The 24497-nt window shown below is 65.9% G+C and carries 25 protein-coding genes and 1 riboswitch; of the genes, 13 read left to right on the forward strand and 12 right to left on the reverse strand.

Annotation, left to right across the window (positions count from 1 at the left end):
- Positions 1 to 20 precede the first annotated feature (20 nt).
- The 6 genes from AC51GR_RS10760 to pdxH all read right to left on the reverse strand — a co-directional run bounded on the left by AC51GR_RS10760 (position 21) and on the right by pdxH (position 5990).
- Positions 21 to 1076 (reverse strand): IS110 family RNA-guided transposase, encoded by a 1056-nt coding sequence (locus AC51GR_RS10760; RefSeq protein WP_496323328.1) that lies wholly within the window; start codon positions 1074 to 1076, stop codon positions 21 to 23.
- A 256-nt stretch (positions 1077 to 1332) separates the two neighbouring features.
- Complete coding sequence (locus AC51GR_RS10765; protein WP_496324637.1) at positions 1333 to 2151, reverse strand: hypothetical protein; 819 nt, start codon at positions 2149 to 2151, stop codon at positions 1333 to 1335.
- Positions 2148 to 3593, reverse strand: coding sequence for a hypothetical protein (locus AC51GR_RS10770; RefSeq protein WP_496324638.1), 1446 nt, complete (start codon positions 3591 to 3593; stop codon positions 2148 to 2150). The genes AC51GR_RS10765 and AC51GR_RS10770 overlap by 4 nt, the downstream gene beginning before the upstream one ends.
- Positions 3593 to 3886, reverse strand: a complete 294-nt coding sequence (locus tag AC51GR_RS10775; RefSeq protein ID WP_496324639.1) for a hypothetical protein — start codon at positions 3884 to 3886, stop codon at positions 3593 to 3595. Before AC51GR_RS10775 ends, AC51GR_RS10770 begins: the two co-directional genes overlap by 1 nt.
- Positions 3887 to 3972: 86 nt before the next feature.
- Positions 3973 to 5241, reverse strand: a complete 1269-nt coding sequence (locus tag AC51GR_RS10780; protein WP_496324640.1) for an MFS transporter — start codon at positions 5239 to 5241, stop codon at positions 3973 to 3975.
- A gap of 29 nt (positions 5242 to 5270) precedes the next feature.
- A complete protein-coding gene (pdxH, locus tag AC51GR_RS10785; protein WP_496324641.1) occupies positions 5271 to 5990 on the reverse strand; it encodes a pyridoxamine 5'-phosphate oxidase in 720 nt (239 codons plus the stop codon).
- A 92-nt stretch (positions 5991 to 6082) separates the two neighbouring features.
- Here pdxH and AC51GR_RS10790 point away from each other — a divergent pair, with 92 nt between their 5' ends.
- From AC51GR_RS10790 to AC51GR_RS10805, 4 genes are all read left to right on the forward strand, one after another.
- On the forward strand, positions 6083 to 7210 hold the full coding sequence (locus tag AC51GR_RS10790; protein ID WP_496324642.1) for a citrate synthase 2: 1128 nt from the start codon (positions 6083 to 6085) through the stop codon (positions 7208 to 7210).
- A gap of 94 nt (positions 7211 to 7304) precedes the next feature.
- Positions 7305 to 8438 carry a phosphoserine transaminase gene (gene serC / locus AC51GR_RS10795; protein ID WP_496324643.1) on the forward strand — a complete coding sequence of 378 codons (1134 nt, stop codon included), beginning with the start codon at positions 7305 to 7307 and terminating at the stop codon, positions 8436 to 8438.
- Positions 8439 to 8584: 146 nt separating this feature from the next.
- A complete protein-coding gene (gene sepH, locus AC51GR_RS10800; protein WP_496324644.1) occupies positions 8585 to 9703 on the forward strand; it encodes a septation protein SepH in 1119 nt (372 codons plus the stop codon).
- Positions 9704 to 9758: 55 nt separating this feature from the next.
- Positions 9759 to 10562, forward strand: a complete 804-nt coding sequence (locus tag AC51GR_RS10805) for a DUF6928 family protein (RefSeq protein WP_496324645.1) — start codon at positions 9759 to 9761, stop codon at positions 10560 to 10562.
- 36 nt (positions 10563 to 10598) lie between these two features.
- Here AC51GR_RS10805 and AC51GR_RS10810 read toward each other — a convergent pair whose 3' ends face one another.
- A complete protein-coding gene (locus AC51GR_RS10810; RefSeq protein ID WP_496324646.1) occupies positions 10599 to 11435 on the reverse strand; it encodes a TrmH family RNA methyltransferase in 837 nt (278 codons plus the stop codon).
- A gap of 74 nt (positions 11436 to 11509) precedes the next feature.
- On the opposite strand from AC51GR_RS10810, the gene AC51GR_RS10815 reads away from it, so the two are divergent.
- A complete protein-coding gene (locus AC51GR_RS10815; protein ID WP_496324647.1) occupies positions 11510 to 12736 on the forward strand; it encodes a GNAT family N-acetyltransferase in 1227 nt (408 codons plus the stop codon).
- Between the two features lie 33 nt (positions 12737 to 12769).
- Here the strand turns inward: AC51GR_RS10815 and AC51GR_RS10820 are convergent, their stop codons facing one another.
- Positions 12770 to 13222: an Rv0880 family HTH-type transcriptional regulator gene (locus tag AC51GR_RS10820; RefSeq protein WP_496325047.1), complete on the reverse strand. Its 453-nt coding sequence runs from the start codon at positions 13220 to 13222 to the stop codon at positions 12770 to 12772.
- Between the two features lie 145 nt (positions 13223 to 13367).
- On the opposite strand from AC51GR_RS10820, the gene AC51GR_RS10825 reads away from it, so the two are divergent.
- Positions 13368 to 13610, forward strand: a complete 243-nt coding sequence (locus AC51GR_RS10825; RefSeq protein ID WP_496324648.1) for a DUF2530 domain-containing protein — start codon at positions 13368 to 13370, stop codon at positions 13608 to 13610.
- Here AC51GR_RS10825 and AC51GR_RS10830 read toward each other — a convergent pair.
- Genes AC51GR_RS10830 through AC51GR_RS10840 form a run of 3 tightly spaced genes read right to left on the reverse strand, consistent with a single transcriptional unit; the run spans position 13498 to position 17716 of the window.
- Positions 13498 to 14202 carry a phosphatase PAP2 family protein gene (locus AC51GR_RS10830; protein ID WP_496324649.1) on the reverse strand — a complete coding sequence of 235 codons (705 nt, stop codon included), beginning with the start codon at positions 14200 to 14202 and terminating at the stop codon, positions 13498 to 13500. The two genes, AC51GR_RS10825 and AC51GR_RS10830, sit on opposite strands and share 113 nt — an antisense overlap.
- The gene (locus tag AC51GR_RS10835) at positions 14168 to 16888 is read right to left on the reverse strand and encodes a sacsin N-terminal ATP-binding-like domain-containing protein (RefSeq protein ID WP_496324650.1); all 2721 of its coding nucleotides are present in this window, start codon (positions 16886 to 16888) and stop codon (positions 14168 to 14170) included. The genes AC51GR_RS10830 and AC51GR_RS10835 overlap by 35 nt, the downstream gene beginning before the upstream one ends.
- A gap of 36 nt (positions 16889 to 16924) precedes the next feature.
- Positions 16925 to 17716: a DUF3027 domain-containing protein gene (locus AC51GR_RS10840; RefSeq protein WP_496324651.1), complete on the reverse strand. Its 792-nt coding sequence runs from the start codon at positions 17714 to 17716 to the stop codon at positions 16925 to 16927.
- Positions 17717 to 17797: 81 nt separating this feature from the next.
- Here AC51GR_RS10840 and AC51GR_RS10845 point away from each other — a divergent pair, with 81 nt between their 5' ends.
- Together AC51GR_RS10845 and AC51GR_RS10850 are read left to right on the forward strand one after the other, a co-directional pair.
- A complete protein-coding gene (locus AC51GR_RS10845; RefSeq protein ID WP_496324652.1) occupies positions 17798 to 19756 on the forward strand; it encodes an MFS transporter in 1959 nt (652 codons plus the stop codon).
- The gene (locus AC51GR_RS10850) at positions 19753 to 20286 is read left to right on the forward strand and encodes a DUF2771 family protein (protein ID WP_496324653.1); all 534 of its coding nucleotides are present in this window, start codon (positions 19753 to 19755) and stop codon (positions 20284 to 20286) included. The genes AC51GR_RS10845 and AC51GR_RS10850 overlap by 4 nt, the downstream gene beginning before the upstream one ends.
- An 18-nt stretch (positions 20287 to 20304) precedes the next feature.
- On the opposite strand, the gene AC51GR_RS10855 is transcribed toward AC51GR_RS10850, so the two are convergent.
- Positions 20305 to 20718, reverse strand: a complete 414-nt coding sequence (locus AC51GR_RS10855; RefSeq protein ID WP_496324654.1) for a cold-shock protein — start codon at positions 20716 to 20718, stop codon at positions 20305 to 20307.
- A 222-nt stretch (positions 20719 to 20940) separates the two neighbouring features.
- Between AC51GR_RS10855 and AC51GR_RS10860 the strand changes: the two genes are divergently transcribed.
- From AC51GR_RS10860 to AC51GR_RS10880, 5 genes are all read left to right on the forward strand, one after another.
- On the forward strand, positions 20941 to 21192 hold the full coding sequence (locus AC51GR_RS10860; RefSeq protein ID WP_496324655.1) for a hypothetical protein: 252 nt from the start codon (positions 20941 to 20943) through the stop codon (positions 21190 to 21192).
- 8 nt (positions 21193 to 21200) lie between these two features.
- Positions 21201 to 21713, forward strand: a complete 513-nt coding sequence (locus AC51GR_RS10865; protein WP_496324656.1) for a flavin reductase family protein — start codon at positions 21201 to 21203, stop codon at positions 21711 to 21713.
- Between the two features lie 77 nt (positions 21714 to 21790).
- Positions 21791 to 22876, forward strand: a complete 1086-nt coding sequence (moaA, locus tag AC51GR_RS10870; RefSeq protein WP_496324657.1) for a GTP 3',8-cyclase MoaA — start codon at positions 21791 to 21793, stop codon at positions 22874 to 22876.
- Position 22877: 1 nt separating this feature from the next.
- Complete coding sequence (locus AC51GR_RS10875; RefSeq protein ID WP_496324658.1) at positions 22878 to 23126, forward strand: MoaD/ThiS family protein; 249 nt, start codon at positions 22878 to 22880, stop codon at positions 23124 to 23126.
- A gap of 311 nt (positions 23127 to 23437) precedes the next feature.
- Positions 23438 to 23638, forward strand: a riboswitch (cyclic di-AMP (ydaO/yuaA leader).
- 7 nt (positions 23639 to 23645) lie between these two features.
- Positions 23646 to 24242: a transglycosylase family protein gene (locus AC51GR_RS10880; protein ID WP_496324659.1), complete on the forward strand. Its 597-nt coding sequence runs from the start codon at positions 23646 to 23648 to the stop codon at positions 24240 to 24242.
- Positions 24243 to 24497: the final 255 nt, after the last annotated feature.

The raw sequence follows: 24497 nt of genomic DNA on the forward strand, positions 1-24497 counted from the left end.
CGCCAAAAGTTGCTCCTATGTCAAGCGGCGGCGGTCTGAATGGCTCGTGGTTGGGGCGCAGTGTCGGTGATCAGGCGTTGATAGACGGTGCGGACCAGGCGGCGTCGGAGTGCTCGGAGGGCTGCGGTGGTGGAGTCGCCGGCGGCGCGGCGTTTGCGGTAGTAGGTGTAGCCGTCGCTGTCTTCGAGTCGGGTTTGGGTCAGGGCGATGCGGTGCAGGGCGGTGGTGAGTTGTCGGTTGCCGCAGCGCGGTAGCCGGACGCGGCCGGCGGTGTTGCCGGACCAGACCGGGATGGGGGCGGTGCCGGCGTAGTTGGCGTAGGCGTCGGCCGAGTGGAAGCGGGCGATGCCGGCGGTTTCGCCGACGATTTTGGCTGCGGTGAGTTCCCCGCAGCCGGGTAGCTGTAGTAGCGAGGGAACCAGTTCGCGGACTCGTTTGCCGATCTCGGTGGCCGTGGTGTTGATCCGGGTGGTCAGGGAGATGATCTCGTCGAGTTCTTCGCGGGCGATGTCGGCCAGCAGTCCGGTCTCGGTGGCCAGCTGTGCGGCGAGGATCTGTTGGTGTTTGTGCATGCTCAGCGAGCGTGGTTTGGGGGCGTAGGCGGGGTTGATTTCATGGACTCGCCACAGCAGTCGGTTGATTGTTGAGGTGCGTTGTGCGACAAACACTTCGCGTCGATCGACTAGTAGACGTATCTCGCGGGATCGGGGGTCGGCGCCGGCGGCGGGCAGGTTCGGTTCGCGCAGCACTGCCCGCGCGACGGCCAGAGCGTCGATGGGATCTGATTTGCCGCGGGTACGTGCCGAGGCACGGGTGTGGGCCATCATTTTGGTGGGTACCCGCACGGCGGTCTGGCCGGCGGTGAGTAGGTCGCGTTCGAGGCGGGTCGACATCTGTCGGCAGTCTTCGATGCCCCAGAGCAGGTCGGTACCGAACTGGGTGTGGGCCCATCGCATCGCGGCATGATGGCCGGCGGTGGTGGCCGGGGCGGTGAGTTGGCCTAGCTTTTTGCCGACGGGATCGACGGCAACAAATGTGTGTGAGCTCTTGTGTACATCGACTCCAACTACAACCATGGTGGTTGCCTCCTGATTTCAGAAACAGGGACCAGGGACGGTTGGGCCGGTCGGTGGGCAATCCTCAGTTGGGGGCGTTGCCACGCTCCTATCAAGCCACATCGGCCGGTCCTTCCCACCTGGTGTTGGCATAACTTTTGCAAGACCAGACATGCGCATCAATGCGATGCCGGCAGGCACATCAAGAGCCAAACACCAGGTGACCAGGACCCAACCACCGCTCAGGCGGCAACACAAGAGTCACACTGAGGGCACATCATCGGGGGGTGGGGGCGACTCCGGCGCGGAGCCGGGCCTCAGCGCGGCCGTCGGCCAGTTCTTCTCGGAGCTCAGGATGTTCAAAGTAGAACTTCACCAGCCAATAGGTGGCACCGCTGCCGATCGACAAACCGCCGGTATCCAGCCTGGCGGGGCGCTCGCCACTGTTGTGCGGCCGAAGGAACATCGTGCCGGCATTGCCTCGTTTTCGAGAAGTGGGATCGGTGGCGGTGATGGCCGCGATCGACTCCCACGTATGGTCAGCGTGTCCGAAAGAAGTGAGTTGCCGCACGCCCGTGGGTGACAACTCGAGGCCACCCATTCGCCCCCGGTAGACCCCCAGCGCCAGTTGAACCAGCGACACCACCGTAAAGGCCACGAAGGGTATGCCCAGGTGCCGTACTTCCCTCGAACTCAACGGCAATTCGAACCAATCCGACCAGACTCCGATCGAGAAGAGAGTCCCGCCCAGGACCCCTGCCACGAGGGTGGCGGCCACCATCACCTCGACCCCGGCGGCGTAATTCACCCGCAGGGCGTGAGCGCGCCTGTCCAGGACGGCGTATCGCAGATCGTCACTGTCATAAACGGTTCGGGCCAGGACAACCCCGAGAACCATCGTCACAAACCAGGCTCCGATTGCACCCAGGAAGAGAGCTCGCAAAAGATCGCCGTGCACGCAGTCAACGACACCGGCAACCAACATCACCACGCCGAACGATCCGAAAACGACGTACCGCAACGCGGCGAGATATTTCGAAGGAGCTTGCCAGACAGTGGGTCTGGGAAAGTTGCCACCCCGAAATGCAGCGTTCATCGGGCACACATGATCTGGCCGACCTCATCACCGAGTTTACCGAACACCCACGTCCCAAGCATCGAACCCCCACCAGCAGCCACCGGTCCGGCCACCACCGCCGCCGGGCCGGAAACCAAGCCACCCAAGGCACCGCCACCGGCGCCTCCCACAGCGCCACCCACGGTGCCGAAAGTGCTCGAATAGAGTGCCCGGCACGTGGCGAATTGTCCGTCCGCAGTCGCCACGTCGTAGATCCCGGTCGCGACCGACAACGCCGGCCCGCCCCATTTGACACCTGCGGCGATCTTCGAAGATGTCTCCTTGCCGAGACCGGGAATGCCGCCAGGACTATCGGCGACGTTCTGCACGCCGGAGATCATCCCACCGGTGGTCGTGACCAAAGGGTGCGTGAAGAACGGCGCATCAGGCGGCAGCTCTTCCCTCCGATTCCCGTCGGGGTTGTATTGCCAGCCGGTCTTGTTGTTGCCGTCTTTGTCCTGGTACCCGACAACACCGCTGCCGTTCGAGGTCCTGATGTTGGTGACCTTGCCGCCGGTGCGGTCACTGACCGCCTCTGAAACCCGCAGGATCAGGTTCCCGTCGGGGTCGTAGGTTGCCACCGACGTGCCGGTGACGCCGTCGTATCCCAAGAAGTAGTCGCCCATCTGCTCTGCCACCGGCAGATCCACCAAGTCCTCGCGAGTCCTTGGTGGCTTGTTCCATTCGGTGACGACCTGCTTGCTGCCGTCCTGCATGATCACCGTGGTCACCTTCTCGCGGTCCGTTTCGGTGGTGAGCGTCTCGGCAACCGTCACCGCAGCGTCGGCCCGCTGTACGTGCTGCTGCGCCAACAGGTTCAGTGGGCTGCGCGGATCTGGAACCTCGTCGGCCGGTGACGTGAAACCCGGGACCATCACGGCGGGTAGACCTCCGGGCGCTTGCGGCATGACAAACCCGTGCAATGACGCCGCCTCGACCAACCCTCGGGCACTGGCGTCGTCCGCATCGTCGACCGCGACCAGTAGTCGATTGACCTCGGTCTGGGCATCGGTTTGACGCTTCATCAGTTCCTCGGCCCGATCACGGGACATGGCAACAGGTTTGAGCAGCACCACCCACGAATCATTGACGACCAGGTCATCGGTCTCCACGTCTGTCACCTCGTTCAGCAGCGCGGTCCGTGCGGTCGAAATGTCATAAAACGCGGTCCTCAACGCATCGGCCACGTCATCGGCGGCATCTGAGATCAGCGCGGCAGGGCGTTTGGCGCGCTCGAACATCTCGAGGGCCGCATCATGGGACTGCCCGCTCCACACCTTCAGCCCGGGCAACGTCTGACACTGACCCGAAATCGCTGCCACGGAGTCTTCGATGGCTTGCCCGCTCGCCTGGATCGGCGGGATCGATTCCAGAAGACCACCCGGTCGCCAGCCCTGGAGCCGGGTCCGGTTCGGCAGCATTACCGGGCCCGCCAGATCTGATCGAATGACTGTGCGACCGCTTCATCTTCGGCGGTGAAGTCACCGGCCACACCGCCCACCGACGTCCCCATCGCCGCGATCTGGGCGCTGTAGCCGGCCACCAAATCGGCGACAAATGTGCCGATTGCCTGGGCGGTGAACTGGGTGGTGGATCCGGCCAGGACATCACAGCCGACCTCGATCTTGCCCCCGACGTCAGCGGTGGCGACTGTGCCCGCCACCGTCTCGACCTCGGCCGCGAACAATCGAAGAACTTCCGGATCAACAAACATCAGTGCCCTCCCCCAACTCGACCCCGGACCGGCGGCGTTCTGATGTTGGACGCACCGAACGCCGTCCGGGTTCCCGGGGATCGCCGCTACTTGGTGATGCGGTAGCGAACAAAGGCCGGAACCGCCAACGCGGCGAACCCTGTTCCGAGCACCACGAGGACGCCACCTCCGGCAGTGGCCGCGGCAGTTCCCACCGAGACCGCGGCGGCACCATGTAGGACATCGGCGATGCGGGGACCACCGGCGACGACCACGGTGAACACCCCCTGCAATCGGCCGCGCATCTCATCGCTGGCGGCAGTCAGCAGGATCGACTGCCGGAACGCCGACGACGCCATGTCGGCGGCACCGCCGATCATGAGCAACCCGACCACGATCGGCAGCATCGGCAGCGCGGTGTGATCGGCGAACCCGACACAGACCCCGACCCCGATGATCGCGACACCCCAGATGATCACGCAGACGATGACGGCAAGCCCCTGCCGACGAACCCGCGACACCCATCCGGAGAAGATGCCGCCGACCAGCGCGCCGAGCGCGATCGCCGAGAACAACAGGGCGAATGCGACGCCGCCGCTTTCCGGCCCACCGAAACTCTCGTGTGCCATCTGGGGGAACAGCGCCCGGGGCATACCGAAAATCATCGCGATCAGGTCGATCACAAATGAGGCCATCAGCACCGGCTGGCCGCGCAGGAACACAAATCCCTCGATGATCGACTTCACGCCGGCCGATCTCGGTTTCCGATCATCTCCACCCGGCCGCAGCGACGGCAATTTGATGACGGCCCACAATGTTGCGAACAGGAAGACGGTGTCGACGAGGTACAGCAGCGAATATCCGAGCACCGGTATCAGCGCGCCACCGACCAGTGGCCCGGCGATCGCGCCGCCCTGCATCACCGTCATGTTCAACGACGCCGCTGCCGGCAGTTCGGCGTTCGACACCAGCTTCGGGAGAATCGCTGTCCGGGTCGGCTGATTGACGGCAAAGAAGGCCTGCTGCAACGCGAACAGGGTGAGGATGACCCACACGTTGCCAAAACCCATGGCCGACTGGACATAGAAGAACGCGCTGGTACCGATCAACCCACAGGTGGTGATGATCAACAGGATTCGACGGTCCATGGCGTCGGCCAGAGCGCCGCCCCACAAGCCGAAGATCACCAGCGGCACCAACCCGAACAGGCCGGTCAACCCGACGTACGCCGAGTTGCCGGTGAGCTGGTAGATCTGGGCCGGAACCGCCACCACCGTCAGTTGCGCACCGATGACGGTGACGATGTTCGCCCACCACAGACGACGGAAGTGGGGATGTACGAGCGGGGTGGTGTCGGCCAGGAACCGGCGGGTCACCTTTTCGAAACCGGAATGTGGTCAAACATCTACGGCTGCAACCTCGCGACGCTCCATCTGCCGTCGACCAGCGATGCGCGCACCCGGTTGTGCAACCGGTTCGCGCGGCCTTGCCAGAACTCGACCTCGACCGGGGCGATGACGTAGCCACCCCAGTGCGGGGGCACCGGAACCGGTTGCTCACCGCCGAATCGCGCCTCGATGGCAGCGGCCTTGTCCTCCAGCGCGTCCCGCGACCCGATCGGCGCCGACTGCTCCGACGCGAAGGCGGACAGCTGCGAACCGCGCGGCCGCTTGGACCAGTAGTCCGCGGTGTGTTCGGCAGGCACCTTCGTCACCGGTCCCCGGAAGTGGACCTGACGCTCCATCGCGATCCAGGGGAACGTCACGGACCCGTACGGCACCGCGCCGAGGTGCCTGCCCTTGTCGGACTCATAGCTGGTGAAGAAGGTGACCCCGTCGGCGTCGACCCCCTTGCAGAGCACCGTGCGGGTCGACGGGCGACCGGCGCCGTCGACCGTCCCGAGCACCATCGCGTTCGGCTCCGGGATCCTTGCATCGACGGCCTCGCGCAGCCATTTCCCGAACAGCTCCAGCCACGGCGGGTCACCGGCCAGCCAGAGCGGATCGAGGTTGTCCTTGACCCCGTCGGCACCGGCTGCATCATCCCCGGATCCGGACCGCCCGACACCTCCGGAGGCCGCATAGGCCATCCGCATGTTGGCCAGGTCGATCGGTTTGCGTTCCACGGCCGATAACGCTACTCCCGGATCGTCCGGAATGCCCCGGGCACTACAGTCCTAATCGGTACGCACACAGGGCAATGGCAAGGGAGCTCGCGATGGCAGTCAACGTTGAAATACCCGAAGGATTCGTCGAAGGCCTGGAGGGTGTCACCGCATTCACGACCGAAATCGCAGAACCCGACAAGAACGGCGGCAACCTCCGGTACCGCGGCGTCGACATCGAAGACCTCGTAGAGAACAACGTCACGTTCTCCGACGTCTGGGCACTGCTCGTCGACGGACGTTTCGGCGACGGACTGCCGCCTGCCGAGCCGTTCCCACTGCCCATCCACACCGGCGATGTCCGGGTCGACGTGCAGGCCGGCCTGGCGATGCTCGCACCGATCTGGGGTTATCAGCCCCTCCTCGACATCGATGACCAGACCGCCCGCGACAACCTCGCACGCGCCTCGGTGATGGCCCTGTCGTACGTCGCGCAGTCGGCCCGCGGCATCCACCAGCCGGCCGTCCCGCAGAAGGTCATCGACGAATGTGACACCGTCACAGCCCGATTCATGACCCGCTGGAAGGGCGACCCCGATCCCGCGCACATCCGCGCGATCGATGCCTACTGGGTCAGTGCCGCCGAACACGGCATGAACGCCTCCACCTTCACCGCGCGCGTCATCGCCTCCACCGGCGCCGACGTCGCGGCCGCCCTCTCCGGCGCCATCGGTGCGATGTCGGGACCGCTCCACGGCGGCGCCCCGGCCCGCGTCCTGCCGATGATCGAGGAAGTCGACCGCACCGGCGATGCCCGCGCCCTGGTCAAGGGCATCCTCGACCGCAAAGAAAAACTGATGGGATTCGGTCACCGGGTATACCGCGCCGAAGATCCCCGGGCCCGGGTGCTGCGCCGCACCGCAAAAGAACTCAACGCCCCGCGATACGAGGTGGCCGCAGCCCTGGAGCAGGCCGCACTGACCGAACTCCGCGAACGCCGCCCCGACCGGGCGATCGAGACCAACGTCGAATTCTGGGCCGCGGTCATCCTCGACTTCGCAGAGGTACCGACGCACATGATGCCGGCGATGTTCACCTGCGGGCGGACCGCGGGCTGGTGCGCGCACATCATGGAGCAGAAGCGGCTGGGCAAGCTGGTCCGTCCGGCCGCGCTCTACGTCGGCGCGGCACCGCGACGCCCCGAGGATGTCGACGGCTGGGACGCCATCGCGCCGAAGTGATCCCGGTCAGGCGGCCCTGACCGCCTGAACCCGCAGGTCGCGCTCGCCAAAACCCACCATCAGCCCCGCTGGAGGCGGACTCTAGACTGATCGCATGAGCGAAACGATCTCCATTCCGGCCAACCTTCTGCCCAGCGACGGCCGGTTTGGTTGTGGCCCGTCCAAGGTTCGCCCCGAGCAGTTGCAGTCGCTGGTCGACACCGGTGCATCGGTGTTCGGTACCAGCCATCGTCAGGCCCCGGTCAAGAACGTCGTCGGCGCGATCCGCAGCGGACTGTCCGACCTGTTCTCGCTGCCCGACGGCTATGAGGTCGTGCTGTCCAACGGCGGCACCACCGCCTTCTGGGACGCCGCCGCCTTCGGCCTGATCTCGAAGCGTTCGCTCAACCTGACCTACGGCGAGTTCTCAAACAAGTTCGCGACCGTCGCGAAGAATGCTCCGTTCCTCGACGACCCGATGGTCGTCTCGACCGAGCCGGGTACCGCACCGACCATCAGCACCATCAGCGCCGACAAGTACGAAGGCGTCGACCTGGTCGGCTGGGCCCACAACGAGACCTCGACCGGCGTGGCACTGCCCGTCACCCGCCCGCTGCTGGCCGGTGACGCCCTGATCGCCATCGACGCCACCTCCGGCGCGGGCGGTCTGCCCGTCAACGTCGCCGACACCGACGTGTACTACTTCGCACCGCAGAAGTCCTTCGCCTCCGACGGCGGACTGTGGATCGCCCTGATGAGCCCGGCCGCACTCGAGCGCGTGGCCACCATCGGTGCGTCCGACCGCTGGTGCCCGGACTTCCTGTCGCTGCCGACCGCCGTCGAGAACAGCAGCAAGAACCAGACCTACAACACCCCGGCCATCGCGTCCCTGCTGCTGCTGGCCAATCAGATCGAGTGGATGAACTCGAACGGTGGCCTCGACTGGTGCACCGCCCGGACCGCGGACAGCAGCTCACGGCTGTACGACTGGGCACTGGCCAGCGAGTTCGCCACCCCGTTCGTGAAGGACGCCGCGCACCGCAGCCAGGTCGTCGGAACCATCGATTTCAACGATGACGTCGACGCCGCAGCGGTCGCTAAGGTGTTGCGCGCCAACGGAGTGGTCGACACCGAGCCCTACCGCAAGCTCGGTCGTAACCAGCTTCGGATCGGCATGTTCCCGGCCGTCGAACCCGACGATGTGAGCCGCCTGACCCAGTGCATCGACTACGTCGTCGGGGCACTGTAGCGGCCACTGCGCCCCAGCCCACCCCTGCTGAGCTGGGTTTTTTATGCGTGTCATGCCCACTGTTCGGGGGCTGACTGCATTACGCTGACGCCAATGCACACCGACACAGATGCCCCGGCCGGCTCCCAGACGTGAAGGAGAAGCAGATGCGTGAGCTTCGAGTCATCGGCCTTGAGCCGGACGGCCAGAAGGTGATCTGTCAGGACACCGAGTCGGGCGAGAAGTTCCGTATCCCTGCTGATGACACCCTGCGTGCGGCAGCCCGTGGTGATCTGACCCGGCTGGGCCAGATCGAGATCGAGATGGACAGCTCGCTGCGGCCCCGCGAGATCCAGGCCAGGATCCGCGCGGGTGCCACGGTCGCCCAGGTGGCCGTGGCCGCCGGGGTGCCGATGAGTCGGGTCGAACGTTTTGCCCATCCGGTGTTGCTCGAGCGCTCCCGGGCCGCCGAACTCGCCGCGGCTGCCCATCCCCTGCGTTACGACGGGCCGGCGCTGTCCACATTGGGCGAGGTGGTCGCCGCGGCGCTGGGCGCGCGTGGGCACAATCCCGAGAACACCGAGTGGGACGCCTGGAAGGGCGAGGACAACCGCTGGGTCGTCCAGGTCAGCTGGCACGTCGGCCGTTCGGTCAATCGGGCGCATTGGCGTTATCTGCCCGGTTCGAACTCGGGCACCGTCGAGGCGATCGACGAGGTCGCCGACGAGTTGATCGATCCGGACCTGAGCCGGCCGTTGCGCAGCGTGACACCACTTCCGCCTGCCGTCGACGACACCGATTCCGTAGATCCCGAACTCGCCTTCGATTACACGCCGCCGAAAGCCGCTCGGGTGTCACCGATTTCGCGTTCGGCGCGCATGTCCGTGAAACCCGACGGGTCCGAGGTCACCGTGGACGCCGACTCCGTCACCGGAGAACAAACCGCCCGGCGGGCACCTCGTCCCGCAGTCCCCGAATCTCGTCCCCGGCCGACCGCCGCCCACAGCGATCCGGTAGATGAGGTCGACGACCTGCCCGAGGTGATCGCCGACGACCCGGCGTCGGACGAGCAGACCGCGACGGCGGTGGACGAGCAGACCGCGACGGCGGTGGAACCGCAGACGTCTGCGGCGCAGGAGGATGCGGCCCCCGAGACCGAACCCAAAAACACTGAGAAGCAGGACAAGTCGGAGCCGAACCGCAAGCGTGGACGCGGGAATCGCAAGCCATCGCTACCCGCCTGGGAGGATGTACTTCTCGGGGTCCGCAGCAGCGGTAACCCGTGAACAGCGTTTAATGTTCCGTACGTGAGACAGGTCGGCACCGACGAAAGGACTTGAGTTGGCAGCGAAGGCGTCGATGCTCTGGTTCATCAACTCAAGCGATCCGCCAGCCGAGATCAGGCAGGGCCTGCGGCACGATCCCGCCGCTGCGGCAAGCCTCGCCGGCGCGTTGTGCCCCGACCTCACCGCCCTGCCCATCGGTGAGACAGACCTTGCCTCAGCCGCCACCCCCGCCGACGATCAGCTCTTCGTCGGCGTCTATGGCTCACTGATCGTCGTCACGAGCCCGGTGTTGTCCACGACCACCCCGTCCACACTGCCCGAGGCCTGGATCACCGCGGTACCGTCGGATGAAGTGGTCGTCCTGCACACCGAACCGGAATCCTCGCTGGGCGCGTTCGCCCGCTGGGAGAACGGGACGCTGCGCCGCTCGTTCTCGGCGAACCCGGTCACCATCTACGAAAACATCGGGCTGCCCTTCATTTTCGAGGGTCCGTTCTGGGCCGGCGAGCACCCTCTGAAGTATGCCGATGGCGCCCCACCAGATCCACAGGCTTTGCCGTTCCACCCCCAGGAATTCGCCGAACAGGCGATTCGTGAATGGCTCGGATTCCGGTTCACCACCCCACTGGGTGCCGAGGATTACGATCCCTCGAAAATCGTGGTCTCGGGTTTCGCGATCCGGCCCAAGGGATATGTCCCGTCAGAGGCCGATGTCGATCTGGGATTGTCCGAGGGCAACGGGGCCACCGACCACATCCACCCGCCCGACCACGGACCGGCCGGCGATGAGCGCCGACAGTCGGGCGAGCACAAGCCGGGACGGGTCGCCCGCTGGTTCGGGTTCGGCCCCAAGTCCTAACCCCGCCCGACCCACCCTGGACACCGCGCCAGATGGTCAGCGAGCGCGTTCGTAGAAGGCCAGCGCCGCGGCCGTCGCCACGTTGAGCGAGTCTGTCCCCCGGGCCATCGGGATACGCGCCCGCACATCACCCGAACGCATCGCAGTCTCCGACAGACCCGGCCCCTCGGCCCCGACCATGAATGCCACCCGCTCGGCGTCCACGGCTTGCGACAGCGGGACGGCAGTGCGCTCGGGTGTGAGTGAAATGATCCGAAAGTTGTTGTCGCGGAGCACTTCCAAATCCGACGGCCAACTCTCGACATGGGCAAAGGGAACGAGTAGTACGTGTCCCATCGATACCCGGACCGACCTCCGGTAGAGCGGATCGGAACAGGCCCCACCGAAGATCACCGCATCCACACCGAGTCCCGCGGCGTTCCGGAAGATGCTGCCGATGTTCTCGTGGTCGTTGACGCCCTCGAGGACCGCCACCGTCCGGGCGCCCGCGAGCACATCGGCGAGCGTCAGTGGCTCGGGACGGCGGGCGACGGCAAGGACACCACGATTGAGATGAAATCCGACGATCTCCGCCATCACGGCAGCACTGGCCCGATAGAAGGGCACCCCGGCCATCGCGTCGACGGAGAGGGTGGGGGTCAGTTCTCGAAGACGCTTGTCGACGCCCAGAAACGCGTGCGGAGCGAACCTGGAGGCGGCCATCCGCTGCACAACGAGCACACCCTCGGCGATGACCAGGCCCCTGCCGGGCAGGCCACCGGGCAGAACAGGCAGGTCAGGGCGCCGATCCGCGGAGTTGAGATCGCGAAAGTGATCGACCCTGGGGTCCGCGGGATCGTCGATGTCGATCACATCGACTGTGAGATCCGACATGATGCCACCTGTTTGAGTATGCGATCCGGCCATCCGGCTAGTCTGCCCGACCGGTGATGTGACAAGTTGGAAGGGTGAGTAACGGTAATTTGACGCTTCGTCGTGCAATCGACTCCGACTGGCCCGATATTGCCATCGCCGATGCGCGGGCGTTCGCATTTGTCGAGCCGCTCGACGATGAAGCCCTGGCCGACATCCGATCCAAGGTCACCGACGGCGACGCCATCGTGGTCCACGACACCTCCGATCCGGATCGTCCCGTTCTCGTGGGTGTGGCGATGTTCTTCCGGATGAAGATGTCGATCCCCGGTGGACTCCAGGTCGACCTGCCCGGACTGTCCTGGGTGTCGGTGGCCGCGACGCACCGTCGCCGCGGGATCCTCCGGCTGATGATCACCGAGATGTTCGAGCAGTGGGAACGCGAGCAGTCGGTCTTCTCGATCCTGACGGCCTCCGAGGGCACGATTTATGAGCGATTCGGTTACGGGCCTGCGGCTTTCGACCACACCCTGCGTCTGGACCTGAAGAAGGCCTCGCTGCGGGCAGCGGCTCCGGCCGATTCCCGGGTCCGGTTCGCCGACGCCGAACAGGTCCGCGAGTCGGTTCCCGAAATCCACGACCGCTGGGTGTCGACCAGGCCCGGCGCCATTGTCCGAACACCGGTGTGGTGGAACATGATCTTCGCCGACCGCCCCATCCTCCGCAACGGGCGCAGCGGACTTCACTACCTGGTGCACCCCGACGGCTACGCGAGCTACCGGATCCACCACGAATCCGAGACCGTTTCCATCGCAGAGGTTTCCGAACTCTTCGCCGTCACCGACGAGGCCCACACGGAGTTGTGGCGGGTGTTGTCGGGGCTCGATCTGGTACCGGCGATCACCGCGACGACCCCGGTGGACGATCCGCTCCCCCTCAAGCTCACCGATCTGCGGGCACCGAAGGTCACCGGCATCCGCGACAGCATGTGGCTCCGCATTCTCGATGTCGCACAAGCCCTTTCGCTACGCGAGTACGGCCACGACACCGACTTCGTGCTGGAGGTCAGCGACTCGTTCCGGGACTCCGGCGGACGCTGGAAGGTGTCGATCACCGACAATCGGGCCACCATCGGCACCACCGACGCCGAACCCACTGTCCGGATGGATATCTCGGTACTCGGCAGTCTTTATCTCGGCGCGTACCGAGCTGTCGACTTCGCGGCAGCGGAAAGGCTGTGGACGATCGACGGCGCCACCCTGCACGCGGTCGACCAAGCGTTCAGCACAGACCGCAAGCCGGTCGCCGGTACGTCCTTCTGACGGCGGATGCCGGTCACCGCCGGTGGCCGGCGCTCAGTCGCTTTCGGTGACGAGCGACTCGATGATGCCGACAGCACCGCGCAACGTGGCCAGTTGCTGGTCGTCGAGCCGTTTGAGCTGAGCCCGCAGCCACTCCTCGCGCGCGTTCGCCTCGTCGACCACCAGTGCGTCCCCGGCCGACGTCAAGGTCACGATCACCTGTCGGCCGTCGGTCGGATGGGGTTCGCGCTTGACCATTCCCAGGTCGGCCAGCGAGGCGATCACGCGGGTCATCGACGGCGGCTGGACTCTTTCACGTGCGGCGATGGCACCAGGGGTCATAGAACCCTCGCGTTTGAGTGTGGACAGAGCCGACAGCTGCGTGAGCGACACCACGGACGAAGCCCGGCGCCCACGTAAATGCCTGGTCAGCCGCACTACAGCTATCGCCAGATCATTTGGCAACTTCTCGTCATTCTGCTCCACGGTTCGAGGATAGGTGAGCATGACCGAAATGCGCGCTGAACTGCCAAGATTCATTTGTTCACCTCACAATTGAGCGACTGGCGAAAAAAATTGCAGAAACTGCACTTCGCCCATCGGGTGAGCACCGCGAATTCGTGTGGGGCCGAAAGCGGATTAACCTGACCCCATGCCCGCAGAGATTCCCGAACTACCCTCCCGGTGGACCGCACCCGGACCGGTGATCGCCGTGGGGATGGCCGCGTGGTTGATCGCCACCCTCGTGGTGGCGATCTGGGACCTCGGCACCGACACGACCCTCACGATCTGCCTGGTGGGCCTGGGGGTGGGTCTGTTCGGCTGCTTCGTCGTGTATCTGCAGAAGCTCGCTGTTCGTCGAGGGAGTCCGGCTGCTCAGCAGGGCCTGTCCTGAAGGTCATCCACGTCGCCGCAGCCACGAAGAGCGCACCCAGTATCCATCCTGCGACGACATCGGTCATCCAGTGCGCTCCGAGGTACACGCGGGTGACGCCGATGCTCAGCGCGAGCAGCGGAGCGACCAGCAGGACCCACAGGTGCCCCCGAACCCACGGACTCGACCGATAGATGGCAACCGCTGTCAATCCGTACACCACCGTCGAGCTCATCGCGTGACCTGACGGGAACGAATGGGTCGACAGCTCCACCAGCCGTTCGGGCATCGGCGGACGATCACGGGAGAACAGTTCCTTCAGAGCGACCATCGTCAGTGAGCCCACGGCCGAGCCGAGGCCGACGAAGAGTGCGAGTCGCCACTGACCGCGCAGAGCGAAGAAGGCGGTGACAGCGAGCGCGACCAGGAACAGCGTCAAGGTGTTGCCCAACGTGGTGATCGCCTTCATCACCGTTGTCCAGGTCTCTGTGCGGTGATCGACCATCCAGTCGAGGACCTGCTCATCCGGACCGAACGACGTCGTCCGATCGGCCGGCGGATCGCCGATGTCCGCCACGTCAGCCGGGAATGACCCGGGACTGTTCATCAACATGGATCAATCCACTCTCGTCACGCCACCACGGCACCCGATACTCGGCACTACCGTCCCCTCGTCGCAACACCACCGTGAGTCCGGCGTGCACCCTGATCGGCCCGACCGGCAACTCTCGGTTCTGGGACAGGGCGGTCTGCAGGGCCCAGGGCTGGGCGTCCCAGGTCGATTCCAGACCGGCCTCGACCGGTCCGCCGACGAATTCCTCTGTCGCGGTCGGGATATCAAGCAGATCAGCAAGATTGGTGGCCAGCCCGAACTCCCCCGGCATCACCGACACGGTCCCGGCCGGATCCAGCGCGGCCACCATCCACGGCGCATCCAGTACCACGGCATCGCGCGCCACCGACCCGGCCAGCGTGCGGAATCCGGCGGGTGGTTCGAGATCGTCGAGGCGGATGCGACCCTCGCGCAGCGCCCGTGCCAGTTCCGTGTGCACGGCTGCGGCCACCGAGGGCATGACGGAGCGATTCGCATCGGCCAAGTGCCGCAGCATCATCCGAGCCTGTTGGGTGTCTTCCACATCGACACTGCCGAGCGCGGCGGCCAGGTTGTCGGCCTGGGGGTGTTCGAGCGGATCGAGCAGACCCCGGGCGGACCGGTCACTCGGCGCCCGCCATTGACCCAACCGCATCCCGTCGATCACGGCGTAGTGCCGGAGCCACCAGGCCGTATAACCGCGGCGGTCGGTGAGCAAGGCGGCGGCGTCGGGTGATTCGGCCAGCAAGGTGAGCGCCTGCGGCCACTTGTCCGGGTCGACCAGGTCGAGATCGCGGACCGCGCTCAGCGTTTGCGGTGCATCGGTCAGGGTGTCCCACCACTGCGCTTCGTCGGGCAGATCGTGGTCGGGGCCGGTCGGATATTCTTCGCGGGCCACGGTGAAATCCCAGCCGACGCCAAGCGCCCGCAGCGCCGCCGGCCCATACTGCTCCACCCATTCGGGATCGACCACACCGAACGGTGAATCATCAACCAGCACAGCGGCGAGCGGACTGTCCGGTAGCAGGAGTTCGTCCGCGGCGCGGGGTTCGTCATCGACGGTCGGCAGCTCCAGCGAGCCCAGCCGACTCGGGACCGGCGAATCCGGGGAGCTGCGAAGAAGGCCCAGCACACTGCGGACGAGTTGCTCACTGCCCGGATCGGATTCGATCTCGGCCACCAACGCCGGGTCGGCCAGCATCTCTCCCACCGAGATCCGCCGGGCACCGAGGCGTTCGAGGAGGTCGTGCACCGCAGCGGGGTGCACGGTCGGCAGCCATGACGGTGCAGCGATCTGCGTGTCGCCGGCATCGGCGGATGCATGCGGCGGCAACACCGTGCCACGGGCGCCGGGCATCGTCCGGCCATCGACCAGTGGCACCGGCAGCGCCCCGAGTTCGTCCACCTGTCCCTGTGCGAGCACCGAGAGTTCGGCGTAAAGCTCTCCCCACCACCGTGGTTCACGCTCCAACCCGGTCAGTCGTGCCGCGACATCGGCCAGTCCGATCTCGGTGACCCCCACCGAGCGCAACCGGCTCAACGCAGACCGCTCGGACAGATCCGGATGTACCAGTGTCGCGACGATCTCCCCGATCAGCGCGGCGAGTCCCGGTGTCAGGTCGACCAGCACCTCGGCGCGAGAGGGAATCAGATCATCCCCGCCGGCGCCGGGCAGCCATCGGTGCTCACGCAGTTCATCGATCAGTGCGGTCCGCAGGCGCTCGTCCTCATGACCGGCCGCGAATCCCGGCTGCGGCACCGGCACCAACCGGTCCACCGCGGGCAACGTGGCCGCGAAGTCGGCGTAACCGGCTGCGAGCACTGCGATATCGGCATCCGGGTGCAGTCCGCGGCGGTCCGCCGTCAACCGGACATCGCCGATACAGATGGCGGGCACCGTCAGTTCGACATCGGTCCGGGTCGGCGCCCGAAGCACCCCGGACGTCACCGGAACCACGTGATCGCCCCGCAACGGGAGTAGCCATCGGGCATGTGGCGCCACATATTCGCGCCACTGCTCGGCACCGATGGTGATGACGTCGCCGTCGCGGGTCCGCGTGAAGTTCCGTTCGCCGACCGAGATCGTTGCGATGGCAGGTAGTTCCAGCAGCAGTTCGACACTCTCGCCGCAAAAATCGGAGAGCATGCCCGCGACGTCGACCTCACCGTCGAGTTCGAGCACCACCTCGGTGTCGAATCCGGATGCCGGCTGCGCGTCGATCGGCCAGGCCAGGCGGAGCGTGGGAACCGGTTGCCCGGCCAGGTCGGTCCCGGCGAGCTCGGCCCTGGTGCGCGCCGCCGAGAACTCGATGGATCCGGTCCGGGAACGAATCTGGACGTGATCGGTCACCGCGGCCACCGCGCTGAACCCGACACCGAAACGTCCGACCAGACCCTCGCCGGACTTGTTCGAGGAGCGCAAGGCGGTCAGCGCCTGCACCCCCGACCGGTCCAGCGGGGCCCCGGTGTTCGCAACATGAAGGTCGGCGCCGTCGATCCACACGGCCACCGCACCCGCGACACCGGCTTCGGTGGCGGCGTCGGCGGCGTTGGCGACGAGCTCGGTGAGCAGGCGATCGCGATAGCCGACCCCGACGAGATCGGATTCGGCTGCGGTGTCCTCCCGCAGACGCGTGGGCGATGTCGTCCAGGACTGCAGGATCGCTTCCCGCAACCGATCGACATCAAACGGATCCGGACCGGTCATCACCGGCACCTGCCGGAGTGCGCCATCACGCGCAGCTCAGGAGTTCGCGTGGATTTCGACCGCGCCGTCGTCGTAGGCGTCGTAAGCCGGGCTGCCGGCGCCTTCCGGTGCCTTGACGTCCGAATGGGCCCCGCAACCGTATTCGGCGTGAACCACATGTCCGTCGGCAGAGAACTCGTTGGCGCAGACGCCGAACGCCACGCGCAACGAACCCACGACCGGTAGATAGAAGGCGCACGTACCGCAGCTGTGCCGCGCGTTGCGGGCCATCTCGGCGGCCGGACCGTGGTCGCCGTCGACCCAGCGCTGCGCCGCCTCGATACGGCCCTCGTAGCTCAGCAACTGCTTACGGCCGAGCCCGATCGCCTCGCCGACGGCCGCTTCTTCGTCGACGAGATCAAAATCACCATTGTCGACATAACCGGGCACCAGCCGCGGATCGTCGGCGGGAGGGGCGAGCAGATCGCCGGGGTGCAGATCGCCGGGGCGGATCCGCTGATCCCACGGCACCCAGACCGGGGCGGTCAGTGCCGAAGACCCGGGCAGCAGGGCCACCTCGTTGATCGTGACGTCGTCACTGTCGGGGCAACCGGCCAACACCACACACCACTGCCACCCGCGATATCCGGGCACATTCGCCGCGAAATAGTGGGTGACCGTGTACGGGGCCTCGGTCACCGCTTCGAGGTGATCTCCGATTTCCCGTTCGTCGGCGTCGATGGCGGCCCGCGCCTGGTCGACGGCCGAGGTCAGGAGCGCCGAAACCCGCTGCTGTTCGGGCTGCGCACCATCGGTCGCTGTTTCTGGCTGTTCAGTAACCGCGTTCACCCCTCTAGTGTGCCGTATCGCAACCCGCCCGGAGCGCCCGAGGGTTGGTCGGCGGTCGCGGGATAGGGAAGAATCAGCAAAGTGAACCGAGGAAATCCACCACCTGATCCTCGTGCGACCCCCTCGGACAAGGGCGGAGACGCGCGGGGCCATGGTGGCGCACCGGGACACGATCCCCGCCGGACGCCGCGCCAGTCGCCCTCCGCGCATCCGGGATCAGCCAATTATCCGGCCGACGGCGGCCCGGCCCGGCCGTCGCAGTCCGGTCCCCCGCCGCGCGGCCCCGGGATGCGGCAACCACCGCCCCCGCACCAACCGCCGCCGCCGAACCAGCAGCCGACCACCCGGGCGCCCCGGAACCAGCCGCCGCCGCACCAGGGTCCATCCGGTGCGTACCCACCGCCGGATGCGCCCGGTCGGCACGACACCCGGCAGCAGACGTCACAGAACCGGCACCTGCCTCCGCTCGACGAGACCGACTACCACAGCGACGACAACGCCCGCGCCATGCCGCGCAAGCTCACCGTCACCCGGGTGGCGGCCATGCGCGGTCGCGAACTGACGTCCAAGGGCCTGGGAAAAATCCACCAGGCCGCAACGGCAGACGGCGCCGACCGATCCGGACTGACCGCACTGACGTATCCAACCGTGGTCAACTTCGCCGTCGACGCCGCGATGACGATCGCACTGGCCAACACCCTGTTCTTCGCCGCGGCCAGTGCCGAGTCCAAGGGCAAGGTCGGGCTCTATCTCGCGCTGACCATCGCACCGTTCGCCATCATCGCTCCGCTGATCGGACCGTTGCTGGACAAACTGCAGCGCGGCCGCCGGATCGCCATGGCCGGAACGTTTCTCGGCCGGACCGTCCTGGCGCTGCTGGTGATGGCCAACTCCGGGTGGGACACGACCACGAACCAGCTGACATACGACCCGTGGGTCCTCTACCCCTGCGCACTCGGAATGTTGGTGCTGTCCAAATCCTTTGGCGTTCTCAAATCCGCGGTGACGCCACGTGTCCTCCCGCCGACCATCGACCTGCCCCGGGTGAATTCACGGCTGACCACGTTCGGCCTCGTCGGGGGCACCATCGTCGGCGGTGGTGTCGCCGCCTTCTTCGAGACGGCGCTCGGCAAGGTTCTGCCGCTGCACATCCCGGGCGCGATGGTGTGGCTGGCGATCATCACCGTGGTCGGCGCGGTGCTCTGTATGCGGATCCCGGCGTGGGTCGAGGTCACCGAGGGCGAAGTGCCCACGACGCTGACCTATCACGGGGAGCCGGCCCGACCCCGGATACCGCCACCCGACGAAACAAAGAAGTCGACCGTCAAGGCGCTCACGGCCACGATGCGACAACCGGTGGGCCGCAACGTCCTGGTGGGGTTGTGGGGCAACGGGACGATCCGCATCCTCACCGGCTTCCTGACGCTGTTCGTCGCCTTCTATGCGAAGTCTCAGCAGGGCGGCGGCAGCGGCTGGGCCCAGGTCGCGATGCTCGGTGCGGTGGGCGCGGCGGCCGGCATCGGCAACTTCATCGGCAATGCCACCGGCACCCGCCTCGAACTCCCGAACCCTCAGCGCATCGTGGTGATCGTGACCGGTACCTGCGCGGTCGTCGCGCTGCTCGCCGCGGTCTTCAGCAACCTGATCTTCATCGCCATCGCCGCACTGATCGCGTCGGGGACCAGCGCGATCGGCAAGGTCTGCCTCGACTCGTCCATCCAGACCGATCTCCCCGACGAATCCCGGGCGTCGGCATTCGGCCGTTCCGAGACCGTGCTGCAGATGGGATGGGTCTTCGGCGCCTCCCTCGGCGTCCTGCTGCCGACCAACCTGACCATCGGTTTCGGTGTGGTCACCGGCCTGCTGGCCCTCGGATTCGCCCAGACGTTCGTCACCAACCGGGGATCGACCCTGGTCCCCGGTTTCGGTGGCAAGCGGCCAGACATGACCATGCCGACCGGCGCAATCCACGTCGATCCCACCGTGCGGGAGTCGTGGAACAAGAACACATCACGGAAAAAGGGTGCTCGCGAAGTATGAGTTTGACGACCGGCGAAAAGAAGTTCGCCATCATTGCGGCGATTGTTGCCGTCCTGTTCGTTGCCATCGTCGGCGGCTCGGTGGCCGCACTGACCGCGGGCCACAAGAGCGACGACGTGCCGTACGTCCAGGTCGCCTCGGGCAGCAAGCTGGTCCGCGTCGAACCGCTGGCCTACTGCAGCATCGACCTGTCGAAGTGCGACGGCTCGGCGACGAATCCACCCACGCGGGTTCCCGTCGCCGTCGGCGACACCCTGATGGTGTCGCTCTCGCATGAACTCGCGGTGGGCCCGTGGATCCTGGTGGTGCAGCACCTGACCGCCGAAGGCTTCGACAACGGCACCGAGACCATCTACCTGAGCGACTCCAAACGCACCATCACGTTGCCTTCGACGAAGGACAAGATCTTGGCCGTCGTCCAGATCACCCAGCCCTCGCAGGTGGAGACCCAGCCCGGCGTCTTCATCCAACGCGGAATCTGGGCCATCGACACCCTTCCCGACAGCGTCGACATCCCCGCTTCCGGGTAGTCGACGGCGTCGGGGGGATCAGGATTCGAGTTCGCGGGCCACGGCCCGGACAACCTCTGAAATACGTTGCGATGTCTTGCGATCGGGGTAGCGCCCCTTGCGCAGATCCGGCTGCACCTTGCCCTCGAGCAAAGTGATCAGATCGGCGACCATGCCGTGCAGCTCGTCGGTAGTGTGCCGCTTGGGCTGCTCCTTACGGGCTTCCCGGGTGTTCTTGGCAACGCTCGGCGCCGGGTCGAGGATCTTGACCGTGAGCGCCTGCGGGCCACGACGACCTGCGGCCATGCCGAACTCGACCTTCTGGCCGGGCTTGAGAGCCTCGGTTCCAGCGGGGAGCGCTGACGAACGTACATAGACGTCTTCGCCATCGTCTTGCGAGAGAAAGCCGAAGCCCTTCTCCGCGTCGTACCACTTCACCTTGCCGGTAGGCACTGTGCACACCCTCATCTGTTCGCGTGACCCAAAACGAAAGCGCCCGCTGTGACAATTGCGGTCCAGCCAGACGCGTTTGATCAGTCTAGCCCCTCGGCCATGCTCCGAACACCATGGTTTTCTCCCGTCATGCGGCCGGATCAGGCCTTCGCCTTCGGCTCGCCCCGCAGGAGGGAGCGCCGCCCTCTGGTGGCCGCCTGGCACTGCACTACCGTTGACCTCATGCGCAAAGCCGAAGGCGCCGGATTGCTACGGGTTGCGGTGGGGTTGTTCGCGGTTGGGCTCATTGCGCTCATCGCACTGTTTCTCGCCGAGCCGATCACCGGTGAAACCGCTCCCCTGTTCGTCTATCTGCTCATCATGTGTGCACCCCTGGGGTTTCTGCTCGGACTGATTTTTGCCCTGCGATCAGGGCGCCGGGCGAAACAACAGGCCGACCGCTCCGACGGCGACAACAGGCCGCCACTAGAGTGATCTGCGAGATGAGCCTTCACATTGACGGAGCCCTGACGCCCACCAGCGATGGTTCGGCCCTGCGGCGTGCCTACAGTTGTTTTCCGACCGGCGTCGTCGCCGTATGCCATCAGGGCGACGGTGACCCGATCGGTATCGCGGCGAGTTCTTTCGCCACCGTGTCACTCGATCCCCCGCTGGTATCGCTGTGTGTGCAGAACGAGTCGACGACCTGGCCCAAGTTGCATTCGGCGGCGGTGCTCGGCGTGTCGGTGTTCGCACACGACCAGGACGCCGAGTGCAAGCAGTTGGCAGGCCCGGCCGCAAAGCGGTTCGACGGACTCGCACTCGAGACCACCGCCGACGGCGCACTGTTCATCGGGGGCGCCGTCGCGCAACTGGCGTGTGAGATCTACAACGAGATCCCGGCAGGTGATCACAGCCTGGTACTCCTCAAGGTGCTGGCATTGCGTGCCGACACCGAGCAGGAACCGCTGGTGTTCCACGCCAGCACCTTCCGCGCCCTGGAACGCCGCGCCTGAGCCGTTTCCCGCCCGCCCCGGTGCCGTGAGCCCATTGCGGCCACCGCGTTCCGGCAGTAAACCGTAGGCTGGACCCTGTGACAGTCATCGCACTCGGTATGCCAACCGGTCCCGTCGCGCGACCGACAACCGACGCCGTCATGCCCACCACCGGTCCGATGATCGACACCTTCGGACGGGCGGTGCGCGACCTGCGCGTCTCGGTGACCGACCGCTGCAACCTCCGGTGCACGTACTGCATGCCGGCGGAGGGTCTGGACTGGCTCGACAAGGCCGACGTCCTCACCGCCGACGAAATCGTCCGGCTCGTCGGTGTCGCGGTTCGCGACCTGGGTATCCGCGCGGTCCGATTCACCGGCGGCGAACCACTACTGCGCAAGGATCTGACCGAGATCATCAGTGCCGTGGCCGCTCTCGAACCGCGCCCCGAGATCGCCCTGACCACCAACGGCCTGAGCCTGGCCCGCAGCGCCGAGGCGCTGGCCGCGGCCGGACTCGATCGGGTCAACGTCTCCCTCGACACCGTCGACGCGGCCCGCTTCGCCTCGATCACCCGCCGCGACCGACTCCCCGACGTCATCGCCGGGCTGGCCGCAGCACAGGCAGCCGGTCTACGGCCGGTCAAGGTCAACGCGGTCCTCGATCCCGAAACCGGATTGGCCGATGCCCCTGAACTCCTGAGGTTCTGCCTGGCCGAGGGATACGAATTACGCATCATCGAACAGATGCCGCTGGACGCCGAGCACCACTGGTCACGGACGACGATGGTCACCGCAGACCAGATCCTCGACACGCTGCAGGCCGAATTCGATCTACGGCCCGATACCGCACCCCGGGGCGCCGCACCGGCGCAGCGGTGGCTCGTCGAGGGGCATCACACACCGGACGGCAAGCCGGCCCGGGTGGGCATCATCGCCTCGGTGACACGGCCCTTCTGCGGCGACTGCGACCGAACCCGCCTGACCGCCGACGGTCAACTCCGCAACTGTCTGTTCGCCACGTCGGAGACCGATATTCGTGCTTTGCTGAAGTCAACCGAGAATTCAGATCAGGACATCGCGCTGCGTTGGCGCGAAGCGACCTGGGGCAAGTTGCCCGGTCACGGGGTCAACGATCCGGGCTTCCTCCAGCCCTCCCGACCCATGTCGGCGATCGGGGGCTGACATGGAGATCTGCGTCAGGTTTTTCGCGGCTGCGCAGGCCGCCGCCGGGGTCGAGCAACTGGTGATACATCTCACCGACAAAGCAACTCTTGCCGATCTGGAATCCGAATTGGGGCAATCGAATCCGCGGTTGGCCGAAGTGTTGCAAAGATGCTCATATCTGCATGAGTCGGTAGCGGTCCGCGACCGGTCGCGAACCCTCTCCGGGGGAGACACCGTCGATGTTCTCCCGCCGTTCGCAGGCGGTTGAGTCAGCGAACCCCCGCACGTAACCGGGTCGTTTGACCCACTTGTGCGCTTCATCCCCTTGATTCAAACTGTGACGTTACTCACATCACGGTTCGATCACGGATCGGACACGGGACGACAGTCATACCGGTGAGCAGCAAATATGCCAAATCAGGCTCAAAAGCCCCTTCTGGACACACAGTTATGCCCCCTCGAGTAGGCGTGTGTAAGCGCGAATTAACACGTACCGTCTGACTCGGTCGAACTGATCGACCAGATCGACCCGATCGCAACTGAATACTCTCGGATCGCCGCGCCCAACCTCGTCCCGCGGTCCGAGACACACCAAACGCAATTCAGGGACGGGGGCGGGGGACCCAAACATCTCCTGGAGATCACCGGATTTCCGCGGTCCACGGCGGTCAACGCCTGCCGACCAACGAAATCCTTGGGGTGCAGTTCCGCATAGCGGAACCGAGCAACCTCTCGCTCGAACCCGACAGCTGACTTCGTAGGCGCGTGGAGAGAGGAAGTTAAACTTATGTCCGGACGTCATCGTCAGCCGACCAACACCGGTCGCACCGTTGCCAAGATCGCTCTCACCTCTGCCGTCATCGGCGGCGGCGCCAGCCTCGCCTTCGCAGGCGGCGGCAACGCCGGAGCAGCCACCGACGCCGAGTGGGACCGCGTCGCACAGTGCGAGTCGGGCGGCAACTGGGCCATCAACACCGGAAACGGTTACCAGGGCGGCCTGCAGTTCTCCCCGAGCACCTGGACCGGCCACGGCGGCGGCGAGTTCGCCCCGTCGGCAGACCAGGCCACCAAGGAACAGCAGATCGCTGTCGCCGAGCGTGTCCTCGCCTCTCAGGGCAAGGGCGCATGGCCCACCTGCGGCACCGGTCTGAGCGGCGCCACCCAGCGCGACGCCCCGACCGCGGCTCCGAGCCTGGAGATCCCGGCCGTGCCCGAGCTCCCGAACCTGGCGCAGGCGACCGACGACATCGTCGCTCAGCTCAAGGCCACGATCAACGATCCCGCGCTGCACCAGCTGCTCGACCAGGCCAATGCGCAGGGTGACCTCACCGCTGATCAGGTCGCACTGTTCAACGAGTACAAGGGCTACCTGCCCGCTTCCTGATCCACCTTCGGGAAGCCCCCAGACGAAGGACCCCACACGCGACGCAACGTCCGTGTGGGGTCCTTTTCCAAATTCTGGAGCAGACAGCGGCAGATGGCCCGGCGTTACCGGACAGACATGGAAGTAACGCACCGGCAACAATGCGTGGAGATTGCACATATATGACGGGTACGACTGTGCAACGTTCGCGTTGCCGGTCATCGGTTCTGGCGGAAAACTCAATTCTCACAGCCCCGCACATTTCGGTCCAGGTGC

The sequence above is a fragment of the Williamsia sp. z71 genome, assembly GCF_059553375.1.

Coding starts and splice junctions, on each gene's coding strand:
- AC51GR_RS10760 (WP_496323328.1), bottom strand. CDS start 1,076: ATGGTTGTAGTTGGAGTCGATGTACACAAGAGCTCACACACATTTGTT.
- AC51GR_RS10765 (WP_496324637.1), bottom strand. CDS start 2,151: ATGAACGCTGCATTTCGGGGTGGCAACTTTCCCAGACCCACTGTCTGG.
- AC51GR_RS10770 (WP_496324638.1), bottom strand. CDS start 3,593: ATGCTGCCGAACCGGACCCGGCTCCAGGGCTGGCGACCGGGTGGTCTT.
- AC51GR_RS10775 (WP_496324639.1), bottom strand. CDS start 3,886: ATGTTTGTTGATCCGGAAGTTCTTCGATTGTTCGCGGCCGAGGTCGAG.
- AC51GR_RS10790 (WP_496324642.1), top strand. CDS start 6,083: ATGGCAGTCAACGTTGAAATACCCGAAGGATTCGTCGAAGGCCTGGAG.
- serC (WP_496324643.1), top strand. CDS start 7,305: ATGAGCGAAACGATCTCCATTCCGGCCAACCTTCTGCCCAGCGACGGC.
- sepH (WP_496324644.1), top strand. CDS start 8,585: ATGCGTGAGCTTCGAGTCATCGGCCTTGAGCCGGACGGCCAGAAGGTG.
- AC51GR_RS10810 (WP_496324646.1), bottom strand. CDS start 11,435: ATGTCGGATCTCACAGTCGATGTGATCGACATCGACGATCCCGCGGAC.
- AC51GR_RS10820 (WP_496325047.1), bottom strand. CDS start 13,222: ATGCTCACCTATCCTCGAACCGTGGAGCAGAATGACGAGAAGTTGCCA.
- AC51GR_RS10825 (WP_496324648.1), top strand. CDS start 13,368: ATGCCCGCAGAGATTCCCGAACTACCCTCCCGGTGGACCGCACCCGGA.
- AC51GR_RS10830 (WP_496324649.1), bottom strand. CDS start 14,202: ATGTTGATGAACAGTCCCGGGTCATTCCCGGCTGACGTGGCGGACATC.
- AC51GR_RS10835 (WP_496324650.1), bottom strand. CDS start 16,888: ATGACCGGTCCGGATCCGTTTGATGTCGATCGGTTGCGGGAAGCGATC.
- AC51GR_RS10850 (WP_496324653.1), top strand. CDS start 19,753: ATGAGTTTGACGACCGGCGAAAAGAAGTTCGCCATCATTGCGGCGATT.
- AC51GR_RS10860 (WP_496324655.1), top strand. CDS start 20,941: ATGCGCAAAGCCGAAGGCGCCGGATTGCTACGGGTTGCGGTGGGGTTG.
- AC51GR_RS10865 (WP_496324656.1), top strand. CDS start 21,201: ATGAGCCTTCACATTGACGGAGCCCTGACGCCCACCAGCGATGGTTCG.
- AC51GR_RS10875 (WP_496324658.1), top strand. CDS start 22,878: ATGGAGATCTGCGTCAGGTTTTTCGCGGCTGCGCAGGCCGCCGCCGGG.
- AC51GR_RS10880 (WP_496324659.1), top strand. CDS start 23,646: ATGTCCGGACGTCATCGTCAGCCGACCAACACCGGTCGCACCGTTGCC.